This window comes from Klebsiella sp. ME-303, assembly GCF_007910085.1.
Taxonomy (GTDB): domain Bacteria; phylum Pseudomonadota; class Gammaproteobacteria; order Enterobacterales; family Enterobacteriaceae; genus Klebsiella; species Klebsiella michiganensis.
Genome location: NZ_VOJB01000102.1, coordinates 110988 through 127897, shown reverse-complemented (window position 1 = coordinate 127897; position 16910 = coordinate 110988). Strand labels below are relative to the sequence as shown.

Genomic DNA, 16910 nt, shown 5'->3' with positions numbered 1-16910 from the left:
ACGTCTCTCTCTTTTCTATCGAAACAAGCCACACGCCTCGCCCTTAGACGGGAAGCGAATTCTACACCGTAAAACCCAGCATCATTCCCGTATCTTCATGCTCCAGCAGATGGCAGTGCGCCATATAGGCATGTTCTTTCGGCGCATCGTGATCAAATTTCACCAGTACTTCACTGACATCGCCTTCAACCCTGACGGTATCTTTCCAGCCGCTCCTGTGGGGTGCCGGCGCTTTGCCGTTTTCGGACAAAATACGGAACTGAGTGCCGTGAATATGGAACGGATGCAGCATCATGTCGCCTTTGCCAGAAATCACCCACCGCTCATACTGCCCTTTCGCCGCCGCAAACAGGGGAACATTCATATCAAAGGCTTTACCATTGATCCGATTAGCATTATGGAAATCAAACTCCTTATTACCGTGCTTCATCTGCGCCGTGCCGCCATGATTCATGCTTCCCATGTCACCGTGGTTCATATTGTTCATATTCCCCATCTCTCCGTGATTCATCATCATGCCATGGTCCATGCCGGACATGGCCTGGTCGCCATATTTTTGCATCAGCGCCTGCATGCCCATCATATCGAGCATCGGATCCATCGAGAGCTGCAAAGTACGCTGAGTCAGGCCCTGAAGCGAGGGCAGCGCTGGCATAGCGGCCAGCACATCCGGCAGCTTACCGGAAGCCTGGATAGTCAGCGGCTGCACGCGTAACACTGGCTGCGGCCGATCAAACGGAGCGATCGCCATCCCCATCTGGTTGACCGGGAGCGTAATTAAATCGAAGGGCTTCCCGTCAGTGGTATCCACCAGCACTTCGAAACGCTCGCCCATCAGCACCGGCAGCGCGTTAACTTTCACCGGCTCAGCCAGAAGACCACCATCGCTTGCCACGACGTACATGGGCCGCTTATCGCTGGTGGCGAAATTCAAAGAACGCGCATTACAGCCGTTCAGCAGACGTAAACGTAGCCAGCCGCGAGGCGCAGCGTGCTCCGGGTACAGCGCGCCGTTAGTGAGTAGCGTATCGCCAAACCAGCCCACGGCTGCGCTCATAATATCGAGCTGATAATCAATCTCTCCCGCTGAGGTGAATTTTTTATCCTGCACAATCACCGGGACATCATCAATTCCCCACTGCTTTGGCAGGAGCAGCTTTTCGCTTTCTGCATCAGAAATCAGCACCAGCCCTGCCAGCCCCATCGCGACCTGTCTGCCGGTTTTGCCATGCTGATGGGGATGGAACCAGCAGGTCGCCGCCCGCTGCGTTGGGGTAAAGGTCACCGTGCGGGAGCCTCCGGCGGCAATCACGCCCTGGGGACCGCCGTCCACGGCGCCGGGAACCTCCAGACCGTGCCAGTGCACGGTGGTCTCTTCCGCCAGACGGTTATGAATATCGATGGTCGCCTCCTCACCCTGCTTAAGCTGTAGGGCCGGGCCCAGCAGATTGCCGTTATAGCCCCAGGTGGTCGCCAGATGCGGGCCGAACTGCGTTTTTCCAGCCTGAATGATTAACGAGATGCGATTGCGCGCGTCGGCGGTAAGCAGTTCGGGTACAGGCAAAGATGGGCGGCTGGCGGCAAAAACCGAGCGGCTCCATAGCGGCAATGCGCTGGCCACGCTGACCGCAGCGGTTAGTTTAAGAAACTCACGACGTTGCATTTTCACATCCTTTTTATTCTGCTGGTGAATAATTGAGCTTAAACCCTCCCCCAACAGGAAGGTCAAGCAGAAGAGTAAGAATAAAGCTCGGCGCACTGTAACGAAGTGTGCTAACTTTGTTTGTCCGTGATTCAATGGTAGAAAAAATGAAGACGCTTTTCAGAACAATAGTGCTTGGCAGCCTGCTGACTCTCTCCGCCAATAGCTATGCATTAAGCGAGTCCGAAGCGGAAGATATGGCTGATTTAACGGCAGTATTCGTCTTTCTGAAGAACGACTGCGGTTATCAAAATCTGCCTAACACGCAGATTCGCCGTGCCCTGGTCTTTTTTGCTCAGCAGAATCAATGGGATTTAAGCAATTACGACAGCTTCAATATGAAAGCGCTCGGCGAAGATAGCTACCGGGACCTTAGCGGAATCCAGATTCCCACCACTAAAAAATGCAAAGCGCTGGCCCGCGATTCGCTTAGCCTGCTCGCTTACGTGAAATAGCCCCCCCTTCATTTCATAATACGGTAGCCGTGCGAATACGGCTATGGCGCCGCGTAATAATAGCAATTCAATTAACAACAGCACTTAATTTATATCTCAATTCATAGAATTCAATGATAATTCATTAAGCATTCAACATATTAATATATACCCTAAATAATTAGAGTTACTTGAAGGCGGCAAGGGGTGAGCGAGCGTAGCCAACGCATAAGCAGCGTGAAATATGACGGGTATAACTAATATTAAAAGTACGCCATCAAAAATCATAAACTCTATTATTGCAATCTTCTTTTTCGCACACTATTATCGCCCGATAACACCTCTTTTTATCAATGGAATGAAACCTTGAACAGATCCTTATTTACAAGCATAGCGCCTCTGGCCCTCATTTTATTAGCGGGTTGTAATTCAATACAATCCAGGCAATCCGCCGGATTAGTGAAACCCTTATCTGAGTCGACATTAAGCCAACAGCAAACCGAACAGCAGAGAATCGCCGATGAGCAAGCGCGTTTAGACACTTGCCGTAAAGCGCTGGAGTCGCTGAAAGAAGTGAACCCCAAACAGGCGGACAAACTCGGCAATGAGTTCACTGCCCTGCTTAGCGCGGCATCACAATATAATTCTGTGCGCAGTAAAGTGGCAGAACCGACAAAACAGGGGATCGATTCGATGTACCAGTTCAAATCAATCAAGCTGTGCGCTGATATTGAAAAGGAGCTGATCGATAGCCTTGTTAAACGTGGTGAAAATGTTCAGCCATGAACGGGAAAATAGCCAAAAACTTCAATCCGGTATCGCTGGCAGCAGTTTTTGTGCTGGCGCTATCGCCGGATGTCTATGCGGAAAAAGATGCCCTTATTAGCGTCACGGCAAGCTCAAATAGCGATGCTTCAGGCCCGGCATTTTTAAATTATGCTAAAGAGCATCAGGCGCAAAAAATCAGCGAGCCGGTAAAGCCCGTTGAGGAGAAAAGCAATAATACAAAAACAACGAATAAAAAAACCGTCCTGAATACCCATGAAGTTTCCCGTCAGGCTGCAATAATTGCTCAAAAAGATAAACTCATCCGCCAACTTCGGCAGCAGCTTGATGCGAAGCCGGCCATGATGAACGCCGAAGCAGACAACCAAAAAGCGCTGAAGGATAAAATTCAGCTGCTTGAGAAAAAGTTAGCGACTGCCGTAGCCGAAAAACAACAATTAATAGATAACGCGCTATCCGCCGCGGCTGAAATAAAACAGATTGAAGGTCAGCGTAATGCCACAGAAAATAAAACGCTGCAGCAGGAAAAAAGAGTGGCATTAATAGAATCCGCGAAACAAAAAGTTGAGCGTCAGCTGGCTGAGGCAACCGCCGAAAAGCAATCCCTGCAGCAGAAGCTCGCAGCGCTGGAAACAGAAAAGCAGGATACGCTCTCAAAGCTGGCGGCGGCCGCAGCGGAGAAACAAGCGCTCACCGGTAAGTTCACGACAGAGGCGAAAGAGAGGCAAGCCCTCGCAACAAGGCTCGCTGCTGCAGAGGCAGATCAGCAGGAAATGCTGACAAAACTCGCCGCGGCTGACGCCGCACAGCGGGCGCTGCAAACGAAACTCGATGCGTCTCAAGCCGAGCAGAAAGCAGCGATAGCGAAGCTCGCCGCCAGTGAAGCGGAAAAAACAGATTTAACGACAAAGCTGGCGGCCGCGGCAGTAGAAAAACAGGCGCTCACGGCTAAACTAGACGCCGTTATCATCAGTAAGCCCCAGCCGTCCCTTCAGGCGGATGCTGTCCGTCAGCAGGCCGATCAAGACCACGCCCTACAGCAGGCCAGCGCCGATGAAATTACCCGGCTAAAGGCCAGGCTTGCTGACGCCGAGGCGAAAAAGCCGCTGGCTATCGACTTTGCAAAAGAGCCTCTGCGGCAGGCTTACGCTATCGGCGTATCGATGGGCGAGGAGGTGCTGCAGCTCTTATCTACCCGGGCATCTCAGGGCGTAAAAACCAGTAAAGATACCGTTTTACAGGGGATTATGGATTCTTTTTCAGGGGATATCGCCCTTGATGAGAAAGCGCGCAATAAAGCCTTATTCGATGTGTCTAAAAAAGTCTTTCAGAACCTAAAGAAGCTCGAACAGCAAACCCTTAGCGAAGGAAAGAAATATCAACAAAACTTCGCGAAGCAAAAAGGGGTGGTATTGAAAGACGGCATTTACAGTCGCATAGATTATGCCGGCAAGGGCAAGATTCTCGACAGCGATATCGTTACCGTCACCATCAAGGAAACGCTTACCGACGGAACCGTCATTAACGATATGGAAGCGGAGGGGAAAGTCTGGTCCCAGCCTCTGAAATCTTATCCTCCCATCTTCCTTGGGCCACTCAAGCGGCTGGGAAACCACGGAGCGATAACGGTCGTGATCCCTCCCAATCTCGCCTACGGCAGCGAAGGCAAGCCGCCTAAAATCCCGCCGGGAGCGACCATGGTATATACCGTCAGAATCGTTGACGCCACTGCGGCAGAACCACTGGCTAAAAAACCCTGATCCTGGCGCCTCCCATCGGGGAGGCGCTTTCCCCTCTTTGTGAACGGGTAATGCTCCACGCTTCATTTGCTGAAATATCCACCGTGCATCATCTTCTATAGTTGGCTATGATGTTGCGCTCATTTTTAATGGGTGTAACAGGTGTTAACAAAGGAGGATCTGCCCGTGGCCGATAGCAATCTGTGGCATGAAACGCTGCACGACCATTTTGGTCAGTATTTCAGCGTTGATAACGTTCTGTATCATGAGAAAACCGATCATCAGGATTTAATCATTTTCGAAAACGCAGCCTTTGGCCGCGTGATGGCGCTGGACGGCGTGGTACAAACCACCGAACGTGATGAGTTTATCTACCATGAAATGATGACCCATGTTCCTCTGATGGCCCACGGCCAGGCGAAACATGTGTTAATTATCGGCGGCGGCGATGGCGCCATGCTGCGCGAAGTCTCCCGTCACCGCAGCGTCGAAACCATCACCATGGTAGAAATTGACGCTGGCGTGGTTTCATTCTGTCGCCAGTACCTCCCCAACCATAATGCGGGTGCGTACGACGACCCGCGCTTTACCCTGGTGATTGACGATGGCGTCAATTTTGTTAACCAGACGGCGCAAATGTTTGACGTCATTATTTCCGACTGCACCGATCCTATCGGTCCCGGCGAGAGCCTGTTTACTTCCGCCTTCTATGAAGGCTGCAAGCGCTGCCTCAACCCAGGCGGGATCTTTGTCGCTCAGAACGGCGTCAGCTTCCTGCAACAGGATGAGGCCGTCGATAGCCATCGCAAGCTCAGCCATTACTTTAGCGACGTAAGCTTCTATCAGGCGGCGATTCCCACCTACTACGGCGGCATCATGACCTTCGCATGGGCCACGGACAACGAAGCGCTGCGCCATCTTTCCAGTGAAATCATCCAGGCCCGTTTTCACAAGTCGAACCTGAAGTGCCGTTATTACAATCCGGCCATTCACGCGGCGGCATTTGCTTTACCGCAGTATTTACTGGATGCGCTATCCACCGTTAAGTAAGGAGGTGATCTAAATTGAAAAAATTGAAGCTGCACGGCTTTAACAATCTGACCAAAAGCCTGAGTTTTTGCATTTACGATATCTGCTACGCAAAAACGGCAGAGGAGCGCGATGGCTACATCGCCTATATTGACGAACTCTACAACGCCAACCGCCTGACGGAAATTTTGTCAGAGACCTGTTCGATTATCGGCGCCAATATTCTTAACATTGCCCGCCAGGATTATGAACCGCAGGGCGCCAGCGTGACGATCCTGGTCAGCGAAGAGCCAGTCGATCCGCAGCTTATCGATCAGACAGAACACCCGGGTCCGCTACCGGAAACCGTGGTGGCGCATCTCGATAAAAGCCATATCTGCGTTCACACCTATCCGGAAAGCCATCCTGAGGGCGGACTGTGCACCTTCCGCGCCGATATTGAAGTCTCAACCTGCGGGGTCATTTCACCGCTGAAGGCCCTGAACTATCTGATTCACCAGCTAGAATCCGATATCGTCACGATTGATTATCGCGTTCGCGGTTTTACCCGCGATGTGAACGGCATGAAGCACTTCATCGATCATGAAATTAACTCCATTCAGAACTTCATGTCCGAAGATATTAAGTCTTTGTATGACATGGTGGACGTGAACGTTTATCAGGAAAATATTTTCCATACCAAGATGTTGCTTAAGGAGTTCGACCTTAAGCACTATATGTTCCACACGAAGCCGGAAGATTTGAGCGAAGAGGAGCGTAAGGTGATTACCGACCTGCTCTGGAAAGAGATGCGCGAAATCTACTACGGACGTAATATACCGAGCGTGTAACACCGTATCGGCTGGCGGTATCCTTAACGTTCAGGCTGTACCAGCGTAAGGGCAACGGACTGCGCTTTCAGCTCAGCCTGAACGGGAAGAGGCAGACTCACATCGGTAATAATGTCAGTGAAGCGGCCCAGCGGAGCGACGTTGAACAGCGAGTGGGCGCCATATTTGCTGCTGTCGGCCAGTAAGATCTTACGCTGGGCGTTGGCAATGATCTCCTGCTTCAGCCCCGCCTTTTCTTCCGTCGGCGTCGTCACGCCCTTTTCCACGCTCCAGCTGTTACAGCTCATAAAAGCGATATCGGGATAGACGCTACGTAACATCTTACGACCAAACTCGCCGATACAGGACTGACTGCTGTCATCAATGCGGCCACCGACGATGGTCACTTCTATCTGCCGGAACTCGGATAAAAACAGAGCGATATGCAGATCGACTGTGATCACCCTGAGCGGAAGATGGGTCAGGCATTTTGCCAGCTCCAGCATGGTGGTGCCGGCGTCGAGTACCACCGCGTCGCCCGCCTGCACCATCGAGGCGGCAAAACGCGCAATCGCCCGCTTTTCCGCAGGCGATCGTAGCTGCTTTTCATTGGTGGTAGGCTGAGAAGGCTCAAAGCGCCGCAGGGCAACACCGCCGTGGCTGCGGCTGATCACGCCCTGCTCATCCAGTTTGATCAGATCGCGTCGTATCGTTGCAGGCGATGCTTCTACCGCATCCACCAGCTGTTCCACGGTCACCAGCGTATGATTTTTCAAATACGCTACAATCTTATCCAGACGGTGTTGTCCTTTCATAACAGGAAATTACGCCAGTTGCATTGCCAGTTTAATCGATACGGCCATGCTCTCAGATTTTGCTTTTCCCGTCCAGGCTATATCAAACGCGGTGCCGTGATCGGCAGAGGTGCGGATGAACGGCAGACCCGCGGTGATATTCACCCCATCGTAGAAGCCAAGCAGTTTGAGCGGAATATGTCCCTGATCGTGGTACATCGCCACCACCATGTCATATTGCCCCTCGTATGCCTGTAGAAACACGGTGTCCGGCGGGCAGGGCCCGTAAACATCGATTCCCTTCGCTTTCATGTTTTCAATGGCCGGCGACACAATGCGTATTTCTTCATCGCCAAACAGACCGTTTTCGCCCGCATGAGGATTGACCCCGGCAACGGCAATGCGCGGCTGGGTGAAGCCGACGCGTTTCAGGAAGCGATCCGCGATGCCGATGACCGTCTCCACGCGCTGGCCATTAAGCGTATCGAGGAACTTACGCAACGCAATGTGGGTCGAGACATGAATGACCTTCAGCTTGTCGGTGTAGAGCACCATGGCGTAATCGCGGCTTTCAGTCAGCGTCGCCAGCAGCTCGGTATGACCAGGATAATTGTGCCCGGCCAGATGAAGCGCTTCTTTATTCAGCGGTGCGGTCGCGATGGCGTGTACGTCGCCTTTCATCGCCAGCGCCGTCGCCCGCTTCACGCAGCGGTAGGCCAGATCGCCCGCCTGGGCCTGCACTTTACCCGGCTCCAGCGCGTCCGGCTGGGCCAGCGGCTCGTCAATGACATGAATCACGCCAGGAGCAAATCGCGCCTCCGCGACCTCGGCGATCGCGCGAAAGGTGACGCCTTCGGCCAGCCCTTTGTCCTGCAGACGTTTCAGGGTTTTCAGACACCCGACCACCACCAGCGGCGCGCCGTTGAGCTCGTCTTCACAAAGCGCTTTGACAATAATTTCCGGACCGATGCCCGCCGGGTCGCCCATCGTAATCGCAATTGTTTTAGTTACCACTGTACATCTCCTCAATAAAATAAAGCGCATCACAAAGGGTGCTGTCTGAACCGAATCCGCCGGCTTTAGTGATAACCGGCAGATCGTCGATTTCACTGTTAACGAACGTCCCACAGGGAATACAGGGCGCCACCTCACTCTGAATGCGATAGCCTTCCGCCCCGAGCGCGGCGGCGACCGCGGTGGCGATATCTCCTCCGGTCAGGAAGAGCCCGCCAATACGAGCCTGTTCGATAATGCGCAGCGTAATCATCCCGAGGCGTTCGCTAAGCATCTCACCGAGCTGCTGGCGGCTTACGCCAGCCTGAGCGCACAGGCCGTCGATCATCTGCCGATCGTCCGCACTCCGGCTGGTACGTAAAATGGTGTGCTGCTGGCGACCGAGCAGCGCACAGGCCTGTTCAACCGCCGCGGCCATTTCCTGCTCGTACTGGGCCGAGGCCAGCCGCGAGGCATCAATATCCACGACCCTGGCGCGCGCCTGGCAGAGCGCTTTTTCAACCTGCCGCCGCGTGGCCTCGCTCATCGATCCGGCCACCACCAGTACCGGTAGCTCCTGCTTTTCCTGCATGAAGGTGCTGACCGGTAGCGCGTTCGCCAGCCCGGCAGCGCCCACCAACAGCGGCATCTCTTTTTGTTCACAAATAGCCTGGGCAATCAGCAACAGATCGCGATCTTCCACGGCATCCACCACCACCATGCACTCACCCTCGGCTGAAAAAGCCGTCAACAGGGCGCTCAATTGCCCCCGACGAACGTCTTCGAGCGACACTTCATGAACCGGGATATCGCTTTGCAGGGCGATCAACGTCGCAATGCGTGAGGAGATAATGGGCGTTTTCGGATCGCTGGCGAATTCGGTTTCCAGCAGTGGCGTACCGTTGACCAGGCATAATCCGTCGCGGGTGGTACGCCCGGCTGCGGGGATAGCCGCCGCAATTACGGCCAGCTTCCGGTTTGCAGCACGCATTGCCGCCGTCACTTCAGCCCCCACGTTACCGCGGAAAGTGGAGTCGATTTTCTTGTAAACCAGCGGACGCGCATCACCATCGCACCACGGCGCTAACGCCTGCGCTACCGCTTTCCCGGCCTCAGCTGCAGGCATCGCGCGGCTTTCGGTGTTGATCACCAGCACATCAGCGCGACGCGAAGGTTTTTGATCTGGCGTTAGCATCACTTCCGTGCGCGCCCCCTTCTTTGCCAGCTGCACGCCGGTATCGTTAGAACCCGTAAAGTCGTCGGCGATAACGATCATTTTCATGCTTTTTTCTCCTCTGCAACCTGACGCGCTTGCTTCTTAGCCACCCATGAGGTGAGGACCGGCGTCAGAATCGCGGTGGTGATCACCGATGCGGCAATCAGCGGCGCGGCCGCGGCGGCAACCTCTGCCAGAGAGGGATCGGCCTGGGCAATCGCCAGCGGCGTCGCCACGGCGTTTCCGGCGGTACTGGACGCCGCCGCGCCGGCAATCCCGGTTCCGCCCACCAGACGGTCGGCACGAATGTTAAAGAAACCGCCGATGAAGGTCGTCAGCACGCCGAGCAGAATGCCCGCCAGACCGCCCTGTAGCAGCATTTCAAGGTTGATCCCTGCGCCCAGCGCAAAAGCGAAGAATGGGATCAACAGCGGGCCGCCTTTGGTCAGGAAGTCGCGCATGTTGGGATCGAGGTTACCCAGGATCATTCCCACCACCAGCGGCACCAGCACGGCGACCAGCGCCATAATGGGAATGTTGGCCATCCCCGCCGCGCCCAGTGCGATCATCGTAAAGAATGGCCCGTCATTCAGTGACAGGATGGAGATCGCTCCCACATCACGCTCGTTACCAAACTCGCCAACCAGCGCGGCGTAAAGCCCGCCATTCGAGTTACTCATCGCAGCGATGATCGCCACGCCGCTTAAGCCGAAGATCCCTTCAGCACCAAAGAGTTGTTCCACGCCGAGGCCAATCGCAATGGCGACCAGGAGTTTGGTCAGCGTAATCGTACCGCCCTGCAACAGCGCCTGTGGCGCTGCCTTGACGCTAATTCCCGCCCCCATACAGAGCAGGAAGGCGCCAATCAGCGGCGCTGCGCCGTTTTTAAACAGCGCGGTGGTGAACCCGCCGATCTCAAGCGCTTGCGGGGCAAAGGTATTGATAATGGCGCCGATCACCAGTGGCACAACCATCATGCCGCCAGGTACACGTTCTATAGCCTTTTTGATGTTCATGGTCTTCCCGCCTGTTGTTATGCTGTGATTAAATAAAATCATAAAGATTATATTCAATCAAATAAACTTCACAAACGCGCCAGATCACAGTTTTAAAATGATTAATAAAAATCAAACCAGGCCGTTAAGGCTAAAAAAAAGCCGGACATAACTGTCCGGCCGTGGAAATGATTAACGTTGCTCAGGATTGACCTACAAATTTTCGATAGGCGTTGACGACCTGAAGAAAGTCTTCCACGCCGCATAGCGAGAGGCTTTCTTCGTCATAGTAGCTCATCCCCTCTTCTATCTCATCGCCGGAAAAATCCAGTTGGTTAGCGCGGATCATCACTTCTTCGCCGTCCAGCCATAGCGTGTATTCATGGCCGACGCGTTGCCAGGACCGTTCACTGCCTTTAACGGTGCGCGCGGCCTGCTCGACTTCGTCCAGCAGGGCAAGGTTATCTTTAACCTCTTCGTTGAACCAGTGGCCGATCGCCTCATGATCCATCGACATTCGCACCTTTACCACTCCGGTAATATCGCGCAGAAATTCGTAATCCATAGTCTTTTCCTCTGCAAGGGCAGTGCGTCACCGCTGCACTGTACCCATACAGTCATTATCGCAGCAGTGGAAGAGAAAAAAAGCGTGGTGGACGGAGGGACGGGAAATAAAAATGCCCGGTGACGCAAAGTTCACCGGGCATTGGCGGGATTATGTACAGCGCTGAGTTAGCGCATTACACCGCGGTCTGGAAAATAACCCCATCGGCCTTCTCGGTGTACTGACCGAGCTGGTCGAAGTTCAGATAACGATAGGTATCCGCTGCGGTTTTATCCACCTGAGCAACATAGGTCTGATACTCTTCCGGCGTCGGCAGTTTACCGATAAGCGCGGCCACGGCCGCCAGCTCCGCAGAGGCCAGGAAGACGTTAGCGCCGGTACCTAAACGGTTCGGGAAGTTACGGGTTGAGGTAGAGACCACCGTCGCACCGTCGGCAACCCGCGCCTGGTTACCCATGCACAGGGAACAGCCAGGGATTTCAATACGCGCACCGCTCTTACCAAACACGCTGTAGTAGCCCTCTTCAGTCAGCTGCGCGGCGTCCATACGGGTTGGCGGCGCCACCCACAGACGAGTCGGCAGCTGGCCTTTGTGGTTGTCCAGCAGCTTACCGGCCGCGCGGAAGTGGCCGATGTTGGTCATGCAGGAACCGATAAACACTTCATCGATCTTCTCGCCCTGCACGTCGGACAGCAAACGCGCATCGTCCGGATCGTTCGGCGCGCAGAGGATGGGCTCTTTGATATCGGCCAGATCGATATCGATCACCGCCGCATATTCCGCATCCGCGTCGCCTTCCAGCAGCTGCGGATCCGCCAGCCATTTTTCCATGCCCTGAACGCGACGCTCCAGCGTACGGCGATCGCCGTAACCTTCGGCGATCATCCACTTCAGCAGGACGATGTTGGAGGTCAGATACTCAACGATCGGCTCTTTGTTCAGCTTAATGGTACAGCCCGCAGCGGAACGCTCGGCGGAGGCATCGGTCAGCTCAAACGCCTGCTCAACTTTCAGATCCGGCAGACCTTCAATTTCCAGAATGCGGCCGGAGAAGATGTTTTTCTTACCTTTCTTCTCCACGGTCAGCAGACCCTGTTTGATCGCATACAGCGGGATGGCGTGTACCAGATCGCGCAGGGTGATGCCCGGCTGCATTTTGCCTTTAAAACGTACCAGTACCGATTCCGGCATATCCAGCGGCATGACGCCAGTTGCGGCGGCAAACGCCACCAGGCCTGAGCCTGCCGGGAAGGAGATACCGATCGGGAAACGGGTATGAGAATCACCACCGGTACCCACGGTATCAGGCAGCAGCATACGGTTCAGCCAGGAGTGGATAACGCCATCGCCCGGACGCAGCGATACGCCGCCGCGGTTCATGATGAAGTCCGGCAGCGTGTGGTGCGTGGTGACGTCCACCGGCTTCGGATAGGCGGCGGTATGGCAGAAGGACTGCATCACGAGGTCGGAAGAGAAGCCCAGGCACGCCAGGTCTTTCAGCTCATCACGGGTCATCGGGCCGGTGGTGTCCTGAGAGCCTACGGAGGTCATCTTCGGTTCGCAGTAAGCGCCCGGACGAACCCCGGCCACGCCGCAGGCGCGCCCCACCATCTTCTGCGCCAGAGAGTATCCGCGGCTGCTTTCCGCCACGTCTTTCGCCTGACGGAACACATCGCTGTGCGGCAGACCCAGCGCTTCACGCGCTTTGGTGGTCAGGCCACGGCCGATGATTAGCGGGATACGGCCGCCGGCGCGCACTTCGTCGATCAGCACGTCGGTTTTCAGCTCGAAGGTCGCCAGCAGTTCGCCGGTTTCGTGGTTACGGACTTCACCTTTGAACGGATAAACGTCGATCACGTCGCCCATGTTCAGGTTGTTTACGTCCACTTCAATCGGCAGCGCGCCGGCATCTTCCATGGTATTAAAGAAGATAGGCGCAATTTTGCCGCCGAGAACCAGACCGCCGCCGCGCTTGTTCGGCACGTGCGGAATATCGTCGCCCATAAACCACAGCACCGAGTTGGTGGCGGATTTACGCGATGAGCCGGTACCCACGACATCGCCGACGTACGCCAGCGGGAAACCTTTTTGCTGCAGTGCTTCAATTTGTTTAATCGGGCCAACGGCGCCGGGCTGATCCGGGTCGATGCCTTCGCGGGCGTTTTTCAGCATTGCCAGCGCGTGCAGCGGAATGTCCGGGCGGGACCAGGCGTCAGGGGCCGGAGACAGGTCATCGGTGTTGGTTTCGCCGGTGACTTTAAAAACGGTCACGGTGATTTTGTCAGCCAGTTGAGGACGGCTCAGGAACCACTCAGCGTCGGCCCAGGATTGCATAACCTGTTTGGCGTAGGCATTGCCCGCCTTGGCTTTCTCTTCTACATCGTAGAAGTTGTCGAACATCAGCAGGGTGTGGGACAGCGCTTTCGCGGCGATCGGCGCCAGTTTTGCGTCGTCCAGCGCGTCAATCAGGGGATGGATGTTGTAACCGCCCTGCATGGTGCCCAGCAGTTCGACAGCTTTTTCACGGGTAACCAGTGGAGAAGTCGCTTCGCCTTTGGCGATCGCGGCAAGGAATCCGGCTTTAACATAGGCGGCTTCGTCGACGCCCGGCGGTACGCGGTTAATTAACAGGTCTAACAAGAATTCTTCTTCACCCGCTGGCGGGTTTTTCAGCAGTTCTACCAGCGCGGCCATTTGGGTTGCATCTAAGGGTTTCGGTACAATCCCCTCGGCGGCACGCTCAGCTACGTGCTTACGGTATTCTTCTAGCACGACGGTTCTCCTCGCTCTCATTGTAAAATGCGGTAGGCGATTCTCTTCACGCTCCTGTGAGACAGCAGTTTGTAGGGTAAATGCCCGATACCGCGTCGGCAGCATAGCAGGATTTTGGCGGGGTGTTAATCTGTTTACAAAAAAGCAACATTAAAAATTAGCTGAATCGTTAAGGGCAGAATAATGCAGGTTTTCTGTCAATTTAGCGGTATATAAAATTAATTCTGTTACACATAATTGAGCGAAATCCCAACTAAAATCAAAAACGCAAATACGCGCTCTCTATACTCAGGCAATCCCCCGCTTTTCGACAATACTCTGTCAAAACGGGCCAATTATTGTGCCGGGAGTTCTCATGACACTGCCTTTCAAACCCCATCTGCTCGCGCTGCTCTGTAGCGCCGGGCTATTAGCCGCCGCGGGTACGCTCTACGTCAAAAGCCGGGAGCCGCAAACGGTTCCCGAGCCCCCCGCCGTTGCGCAGACGGCGCAGGCAACCGCCGCCGCCCAGCCGGTGACCACGACCTATACACCCGCGCAGATAGACCAGTGGGTCGCGCCAATCGCGCTCTATCCGGACAATCTGCTGTCGCAGGTGCTGATGGCTTCGACCTACCCGAGTAACGTTGTCCAGGCGGTAGAGTGGTCGCAGGATAACCCCACAATGAAGGGCGACGCGGCGGTGCAAGCGGTGGCAAATCAGCCCTGGGATCCCAGCGTAAAATCGCTGGTCGCCTTCCCTTCCCTTCTCGCGTTAATGGGAGAAAATGCGCCGTGGGTGGAAAACCTGGGTAACGCCTTTCTCGCCCAGCCGCAGGCCGTCATGGATTCGGTGCAGCGCTTACGCGCCATCGCCCAGCAGACCGGAACGTTAAAATCCACGCCGCAGCAGAAAGTCATCACCGCCACCCGCTCCGCGGCACCGGCTTCGGCAACGTCCACGGCCACCGCTTCCCGCAGCAGCAGCAGCGCCGTGACATCCTCCGCCCCGGCGCAGGTGATTAAAATCGAATCCACCAATCCAAATGTGGTGTACGTGCCGGCCTATAACCCTTCAGTTGTTTACGGCGCCTGGCCTGACACCGCCTATCCGCCGGTCTACCTGCCGCCGCCTCCGGGGGAGCAGTTTACCGACAGCTTCGTCAAGGGGTTTGGCTATAGCCTCGGCGTCGCCACAACCTACGCTCTGTTCAGCAGCATCGACTGGGATGATGACGATCATCACCACCATGACGATGACGATCACCATCACGATGATGATCATCACGGCGGCTACGCGCACAACGGCGATAACATCAACATCAACGTCAATAATTTCAACCATATTACCGGGCAGAACCTGCCGGGAAACCACGCCAGCTGGCAGCATAATCCGGCCTACCGCGGCAATATTCCCTATCCGAACAATACGATTGCGCAGCATTACCATCAGACCAATGTTCCCGGCGGCCTTAGCGCGACCCAACATCAGCCCGCCGATCGCAACGCGCAGCGTCAGGCGGCCATGACGCAACTACAGCAGCGTACCGGGCCTGCGGATAACGCGCTTAATCACGCGCCTTCCCGCGATGCCCAGCGCCAGGCCGCGTCGCAGCAGCTCCATCAGGTGACCCAGCGCAATAACTATCGCGGCTATGACGCCACGCCGGCGGTAAAAAATAGCGCCGTACAACAGCAGCATCGGGAAGCGGTCAAAACGCAAATTCAGCATCCGACGGCGCAGCAGCAACAGCGCCGTGAACAGTTCCGGGCCGCAACGCCCGAACAACGTCAGCAGAAGCTGAATAATCTGCACGCCAATGCCCTGAGCGGTAACGATATCCGCTCTCCCTCCTGGCAGTCTCAGCAGGAGCGCGGCCTGCAGAGCCGCCATATCTCGGGTTTAAGCAGCGAGCAGCGCAGCGCGGCCAGAGAACATCTTTCCGAACACCGTGAACTGCGCCGCCGCTGAGGATAATCAGATGAAAAAATTATTAAAAATGACGCTGCTGGCGCTGGCCCTGACGCCCGCCATGGCGCTGGCTCAGCAGCAGTTTTCCTCTCCGGAACAGGCCGCAAGCGCGCTGGCTGAGGCAATCGGCAGGCATGATGAATCTGCCCTCAACGGGCTGCTCGGCGATAGCTGGCAGCAATTTTTACCGCCGGAGGGCATCGACCCTGATGCCGTCGCTCGCTTTCAGCGCGACTGGAAAGTCAGCCATCGTATCGTTCAGCAGCAGAATAGCGCCTGGCTGGAGGTGGGACAGGAAGCATGGCGGCTACCGATCCCCATCATTAAGGATAAGAGCGGCTGGCGTTTTGATATGGCCGCTGCTGAAGATGAGATCCTGACTCGCGCGATTGGCCGCAATGAGCTGTCAGCCATTCAGGCGATGCACGCTTACGTTGATGCCCAGCAGGATTTTTATCGGCTAAACCACACCTGGGCGCAGAGGATTATCAGCAGCGATGGCAAGAAAGACGGCCTCTACTGGCCTGCCGCTCCCGGCGAAGCGCCCAGCCCGCTTGGGCCCGCGTTTAGCCCCGCCGAACCCGGAGAAGGCTATCACGGCTACCGTTTTCGCATCATTCAAGATGGCGAGGGTCAGGGCTTCGCCCTGCTGGCGTGGCCTGTGGAATGGGGAAAAACCGGCATCATGAGCTTTATGGTCAACCAGAATGATGAGGTTTATCAGGCTAATTTAGGGGATGAGACGCAGAGCAAAGCGCGCGCAATTTCGCAGTTTTCGCCGGATTCAGCCTGGCAGGCCATCAATCAATAGAAAAAAGCCCGGCGTGCGATAACGCCGCCGGGCCATATCTGTGTGCTGATTTAGCCCTGATGGGGCATCAGAGACGGGTCACCCGCAAAAGCCGGTTTAGTGCTGGTCAACGCCGCTTCATCAGAGCTGATGCTGCCGGAATTCGCCGCCCATACCCCTTCGCTGGTCTTTGTTATCTGCTGATGCTGCATATTCAAATCCTGGCCCATCGCCGCAATATGGGTGCTTTCGGTCCCGCCGCTGTTATCAGCCCAGGGAATCGCGGCATCGGCCGCGCAGGCCATACCCGAGACCAGCGTTGCTGCCAGCAGCG

General features: G+C 55.3%; 15 protein-coding genes. 7 read left to right on the top strand and 8 right to left on the bottom strand.

Annotation, left to right across the window (positions count from 1 at the left end):
- Positions 1–61: 61 nt before the first annotated feature.
- Positions 62–1663, bottom strand: coding sequence for a multicopper oxidase CueO (gene cueO, locus FQK12_RS24690; RefSeq protein ID WP_014227948.1), 1602 nt, complete (start codon positions 1661–1663; stop codon positions 62–64).
- Between the two features lie 146 nt (positions 1664–1809).
- Here cueO and FQK12_RS24685 point away from each other — a divergent pair, with 146 nt between their 5' ends.
- The 5 genes from FQK12_RS24685 to speD all read left to right on the top strand — a co-directional run bounded on the left by FQK12_RS24685 (position 1810) and on the right by speD (position 6520).
- Positions 1810–2157 (top strand): YacC family pilotin-like protein, encoded by a 348-nt coding sequence (locus FQK12_RS24685; RefSeq protein WP_014227947.1) that lies wholly within the window; start codon positions 1810–1812, stop codon positions 2155–2157.
- A 345-nt stretch (positions 2158–2502) separates the two neighbouring features.
- Positions 2503–2922: a hypothetical protein gene (locus tag FQK12_RS24680; protein ID WP_032694409.1), complete on the top strand. Its 420-nt coding sequence runs from the start codon at positions 2503–2505 to the stop codon at positions 2920–2922.
- Positions 2919–4682: an FKBP-type peptidyl-prolyl cis-trans isomerase N-terminal domain-containing protein gene (locus FQK12_RS24675; protein ID WP_014227946.1), complete on the top strand. Its 1764-nt coding sequence runs from the start codon at positions 2919–2921 to the stop codon at positions 4680–4682. The genes FQK12_RS24680 and FQK12_RS24675 overlap by 4 nt, the downstream gene beginning before the upstream one ends.
- A gap of 165 nt (positions 4683–4847) precedes the next feature.
- A complete protein-coding gene (gene speE / locus FQK12_RS24670) occupies positions 4848–5711 on the top strand; it encodes a polyamine aminopropyltransferase (RefSeq protein WP_014227945.1) in 864 nt (287 codons plus the stop codon).
- Between the two features lie 14 nt (positions 5712–5725).
- Positions 5726–6520: an adenosylmethionine decarboxylase gene (gene speD / locus FQK12_RS24665; RefSeq protein ID WP_004098656.1), complete on the top strand. Its 795-nt coding sequence runs from the start codon at positions 5726–5728 to the stop codon at positions 6518–6520.
- Positions 6521–6543: 23 nt separating this feature from the next.
- Here speD and FQK12_RS24660 read toward each other — a convergent pair whose 3' ends face one another.
- From FQK12_RS24660 to acnB, 6 genes are all read right to left on the bottom strand, one after another.
- Positions 6544–7314: a DeoR/GlpR family DNA-binding transcription regulator gene (locus FQK12_RS24660; RefSeq protein WP_014227944.1), complete on the bottom strand. Its 771-nt coding sequence runs from the start codon at positions 7312–7314 to the stop codon at positions 6544–6546.
- A 9-nt stretch (positions 7315–7323) separates the two neighbouring features.
- Positions 7324–8307, bottom strand: coding sequence for a D-threonate 4-phosphate dehydrogenase (locus FQK12_RS24655; protein WP_014227943.1), 984 nt, complete (start codon positions 8305–8307; stop codon positions 7324–7326).
- On the bottom strand, positions 8297–9568 hold the full coding sequence (dtnK, locus tag FQK12_RS24650; RefSeq protein WP_014227942.1) for a D-threonate kinase: 1272 nt from the start codon (positions 9566–9568) through the stop codon (positions 8297–8299). Before dtnK ends, FQK12_RS24655 begins: the two co-directional genes overlap by 11 nt.
- Positions 9565–10518, bottom strand: a complete 954-nt coding sequence (locus tag FQK12_RS24645) for a 2-keto-3-deoxygluconate permease 1 (RefSeq protein WP_014227941.1) — start codon at positions 10516–10518, stop codon at positions 9565–9567. Before FQK12_RS24645 ends, dtnK begins: the two co-directional genes overlap by 4 nt.
- Before the next feature lie 181 nt (positions 10519–10699).
- Positions 10700–11062 (bottom strand): protein YacL, encoded by a 363-nt coding sequence (gene yacL, locus FQK12_RS24640; protein WP_004098646.1) that lies wholly within the window; start codon positions 11060–11062, stop codon positions 10700–10702.
- A gap of 175 nt (positions 11063–11237) precedes the next feature.
- The gene (acnB, locus tag FQK12_RS24635) at positions 11238–13835 is read right to left on the bottom strand and encodes a bifunctional aconitate hydratase 2/2-methylisocitrate dehydratase (RefSeq protein ID WP_004098644.1); all 2598 of its coding nucleotides are present in this window, start codon (positions 13833–13835) and stop codon (positions 11238–11240) included.
- Between the two features lie 355 nt (positions 13836–14190).
- On the opposite strand from acnB, the gene FQK12_RS24630 reads away from it, so the two are divergent.
- Both FQK12_RS24630 and FQK12_RS24625 read left to right on the top strand, forming a co-directional pair.
- Positions 14191–15786, top strand: a complete 1596-nt coding sequence (locus tag FQK12_RS24630) for a DUF3300 domain-containing protein (protein ID WP_014227940.1) — start codon at positions 14191–14193, stop codon at positions 15784–15786.
- A 10-nt stretch (positions 15787–15796) separates the two neighbouring features.
- On the top strand, positions 15797–16597 hold the full coding sequence (locus tag FQK12_RS24625) for a DUF2950 family protein (RefSeq protein WP_014227939.1): 801 nt from the start codon (positions 15797–15799) through the stop codon (positions 16595–16597).
- A 50-nt stretch (positions 16598–16647) separates the two neighbouring features.
- Here the strand turns inward: FQK12_RS24625 and FQK12_RS24620 are convergent, their stop codons facing one another.
- A complete protein-coding gene (locus FQK12_RS24620; protein WP_146295792.1) occupies positions 16648–16908 on the bottom strand; it encodes a hypothetical protein in 261 nt (86 codons plus the stop codon).
- Positions 16909–16910 lie beyond the last annotated feature (2 nt).

Excerpts from the sequence above, each read along its gene's own strand:
- cueO (WP_014227948.1), bottom strand. The coding sequence starts at position 1,663 with ATGCAACGTCGTGAGTTTCTTAAACTAACCGCTGCGGTCAGCGTGGCC.
- FQK12_RS24685 (WP_014227947.1), top strand. The coding sequence starts at position 1,810 with ATGAAGACGCTTTTCAGAACAATAGTGCTTGGCAGCCTGCTGACTCTC.
- FQK12_RS24675 (WP_014227946.1), top strand. The coding sequence starts at position 2,919 with ATGAACGGGAAAATAGCCAAAAACTTCAATCCGGTATCGCTGGCAGCA.
- FQK12_RS24660 (WP_014227944.1), bottom strand. The coding sequence starts at position 7,314 with ATGAAAGGACAACACCGTCTGGATAAGATTGTAGCGTATTTGAAAAAT.
- dtnK (WP_014227942.1), bottom strand. The coding sequence starts at position 9,568 with ATGAAAATGATCGTTATCGCCGACGACTTTACGGGTTCTAACGATACC.
- FQK12_RS24645 (WP_014227941.1), bottom strand. The coding sequence starts at position 10,518 with ATGAACATCAAAAAGGCTATAGAACGTGTACCTGGCGGCATGATGGTT.
- yacL (WP_004098646.1), bottom strand. The coding sequence starts at position 11,062 with ATGGATTACGAATTTCTGCGCGATATTACCGGAGTGGTAAAGGTGCGA.
- FQK12_RS24630 (WP_014227940.1), top strand. The coding sequence starts at position 14,191 with ATGACACTGCCTTTCAAACCCCATCTGCTCGCGCTGCTCTGTAGCGCC.
- FQK12_RS24625 (WP_014227939.1), top strand. The coding sequence starts at position 15,797 with ATGAAAAAATTATTAAAAATGACGCTGCTGGCGCTGGCCCTGACGCCC.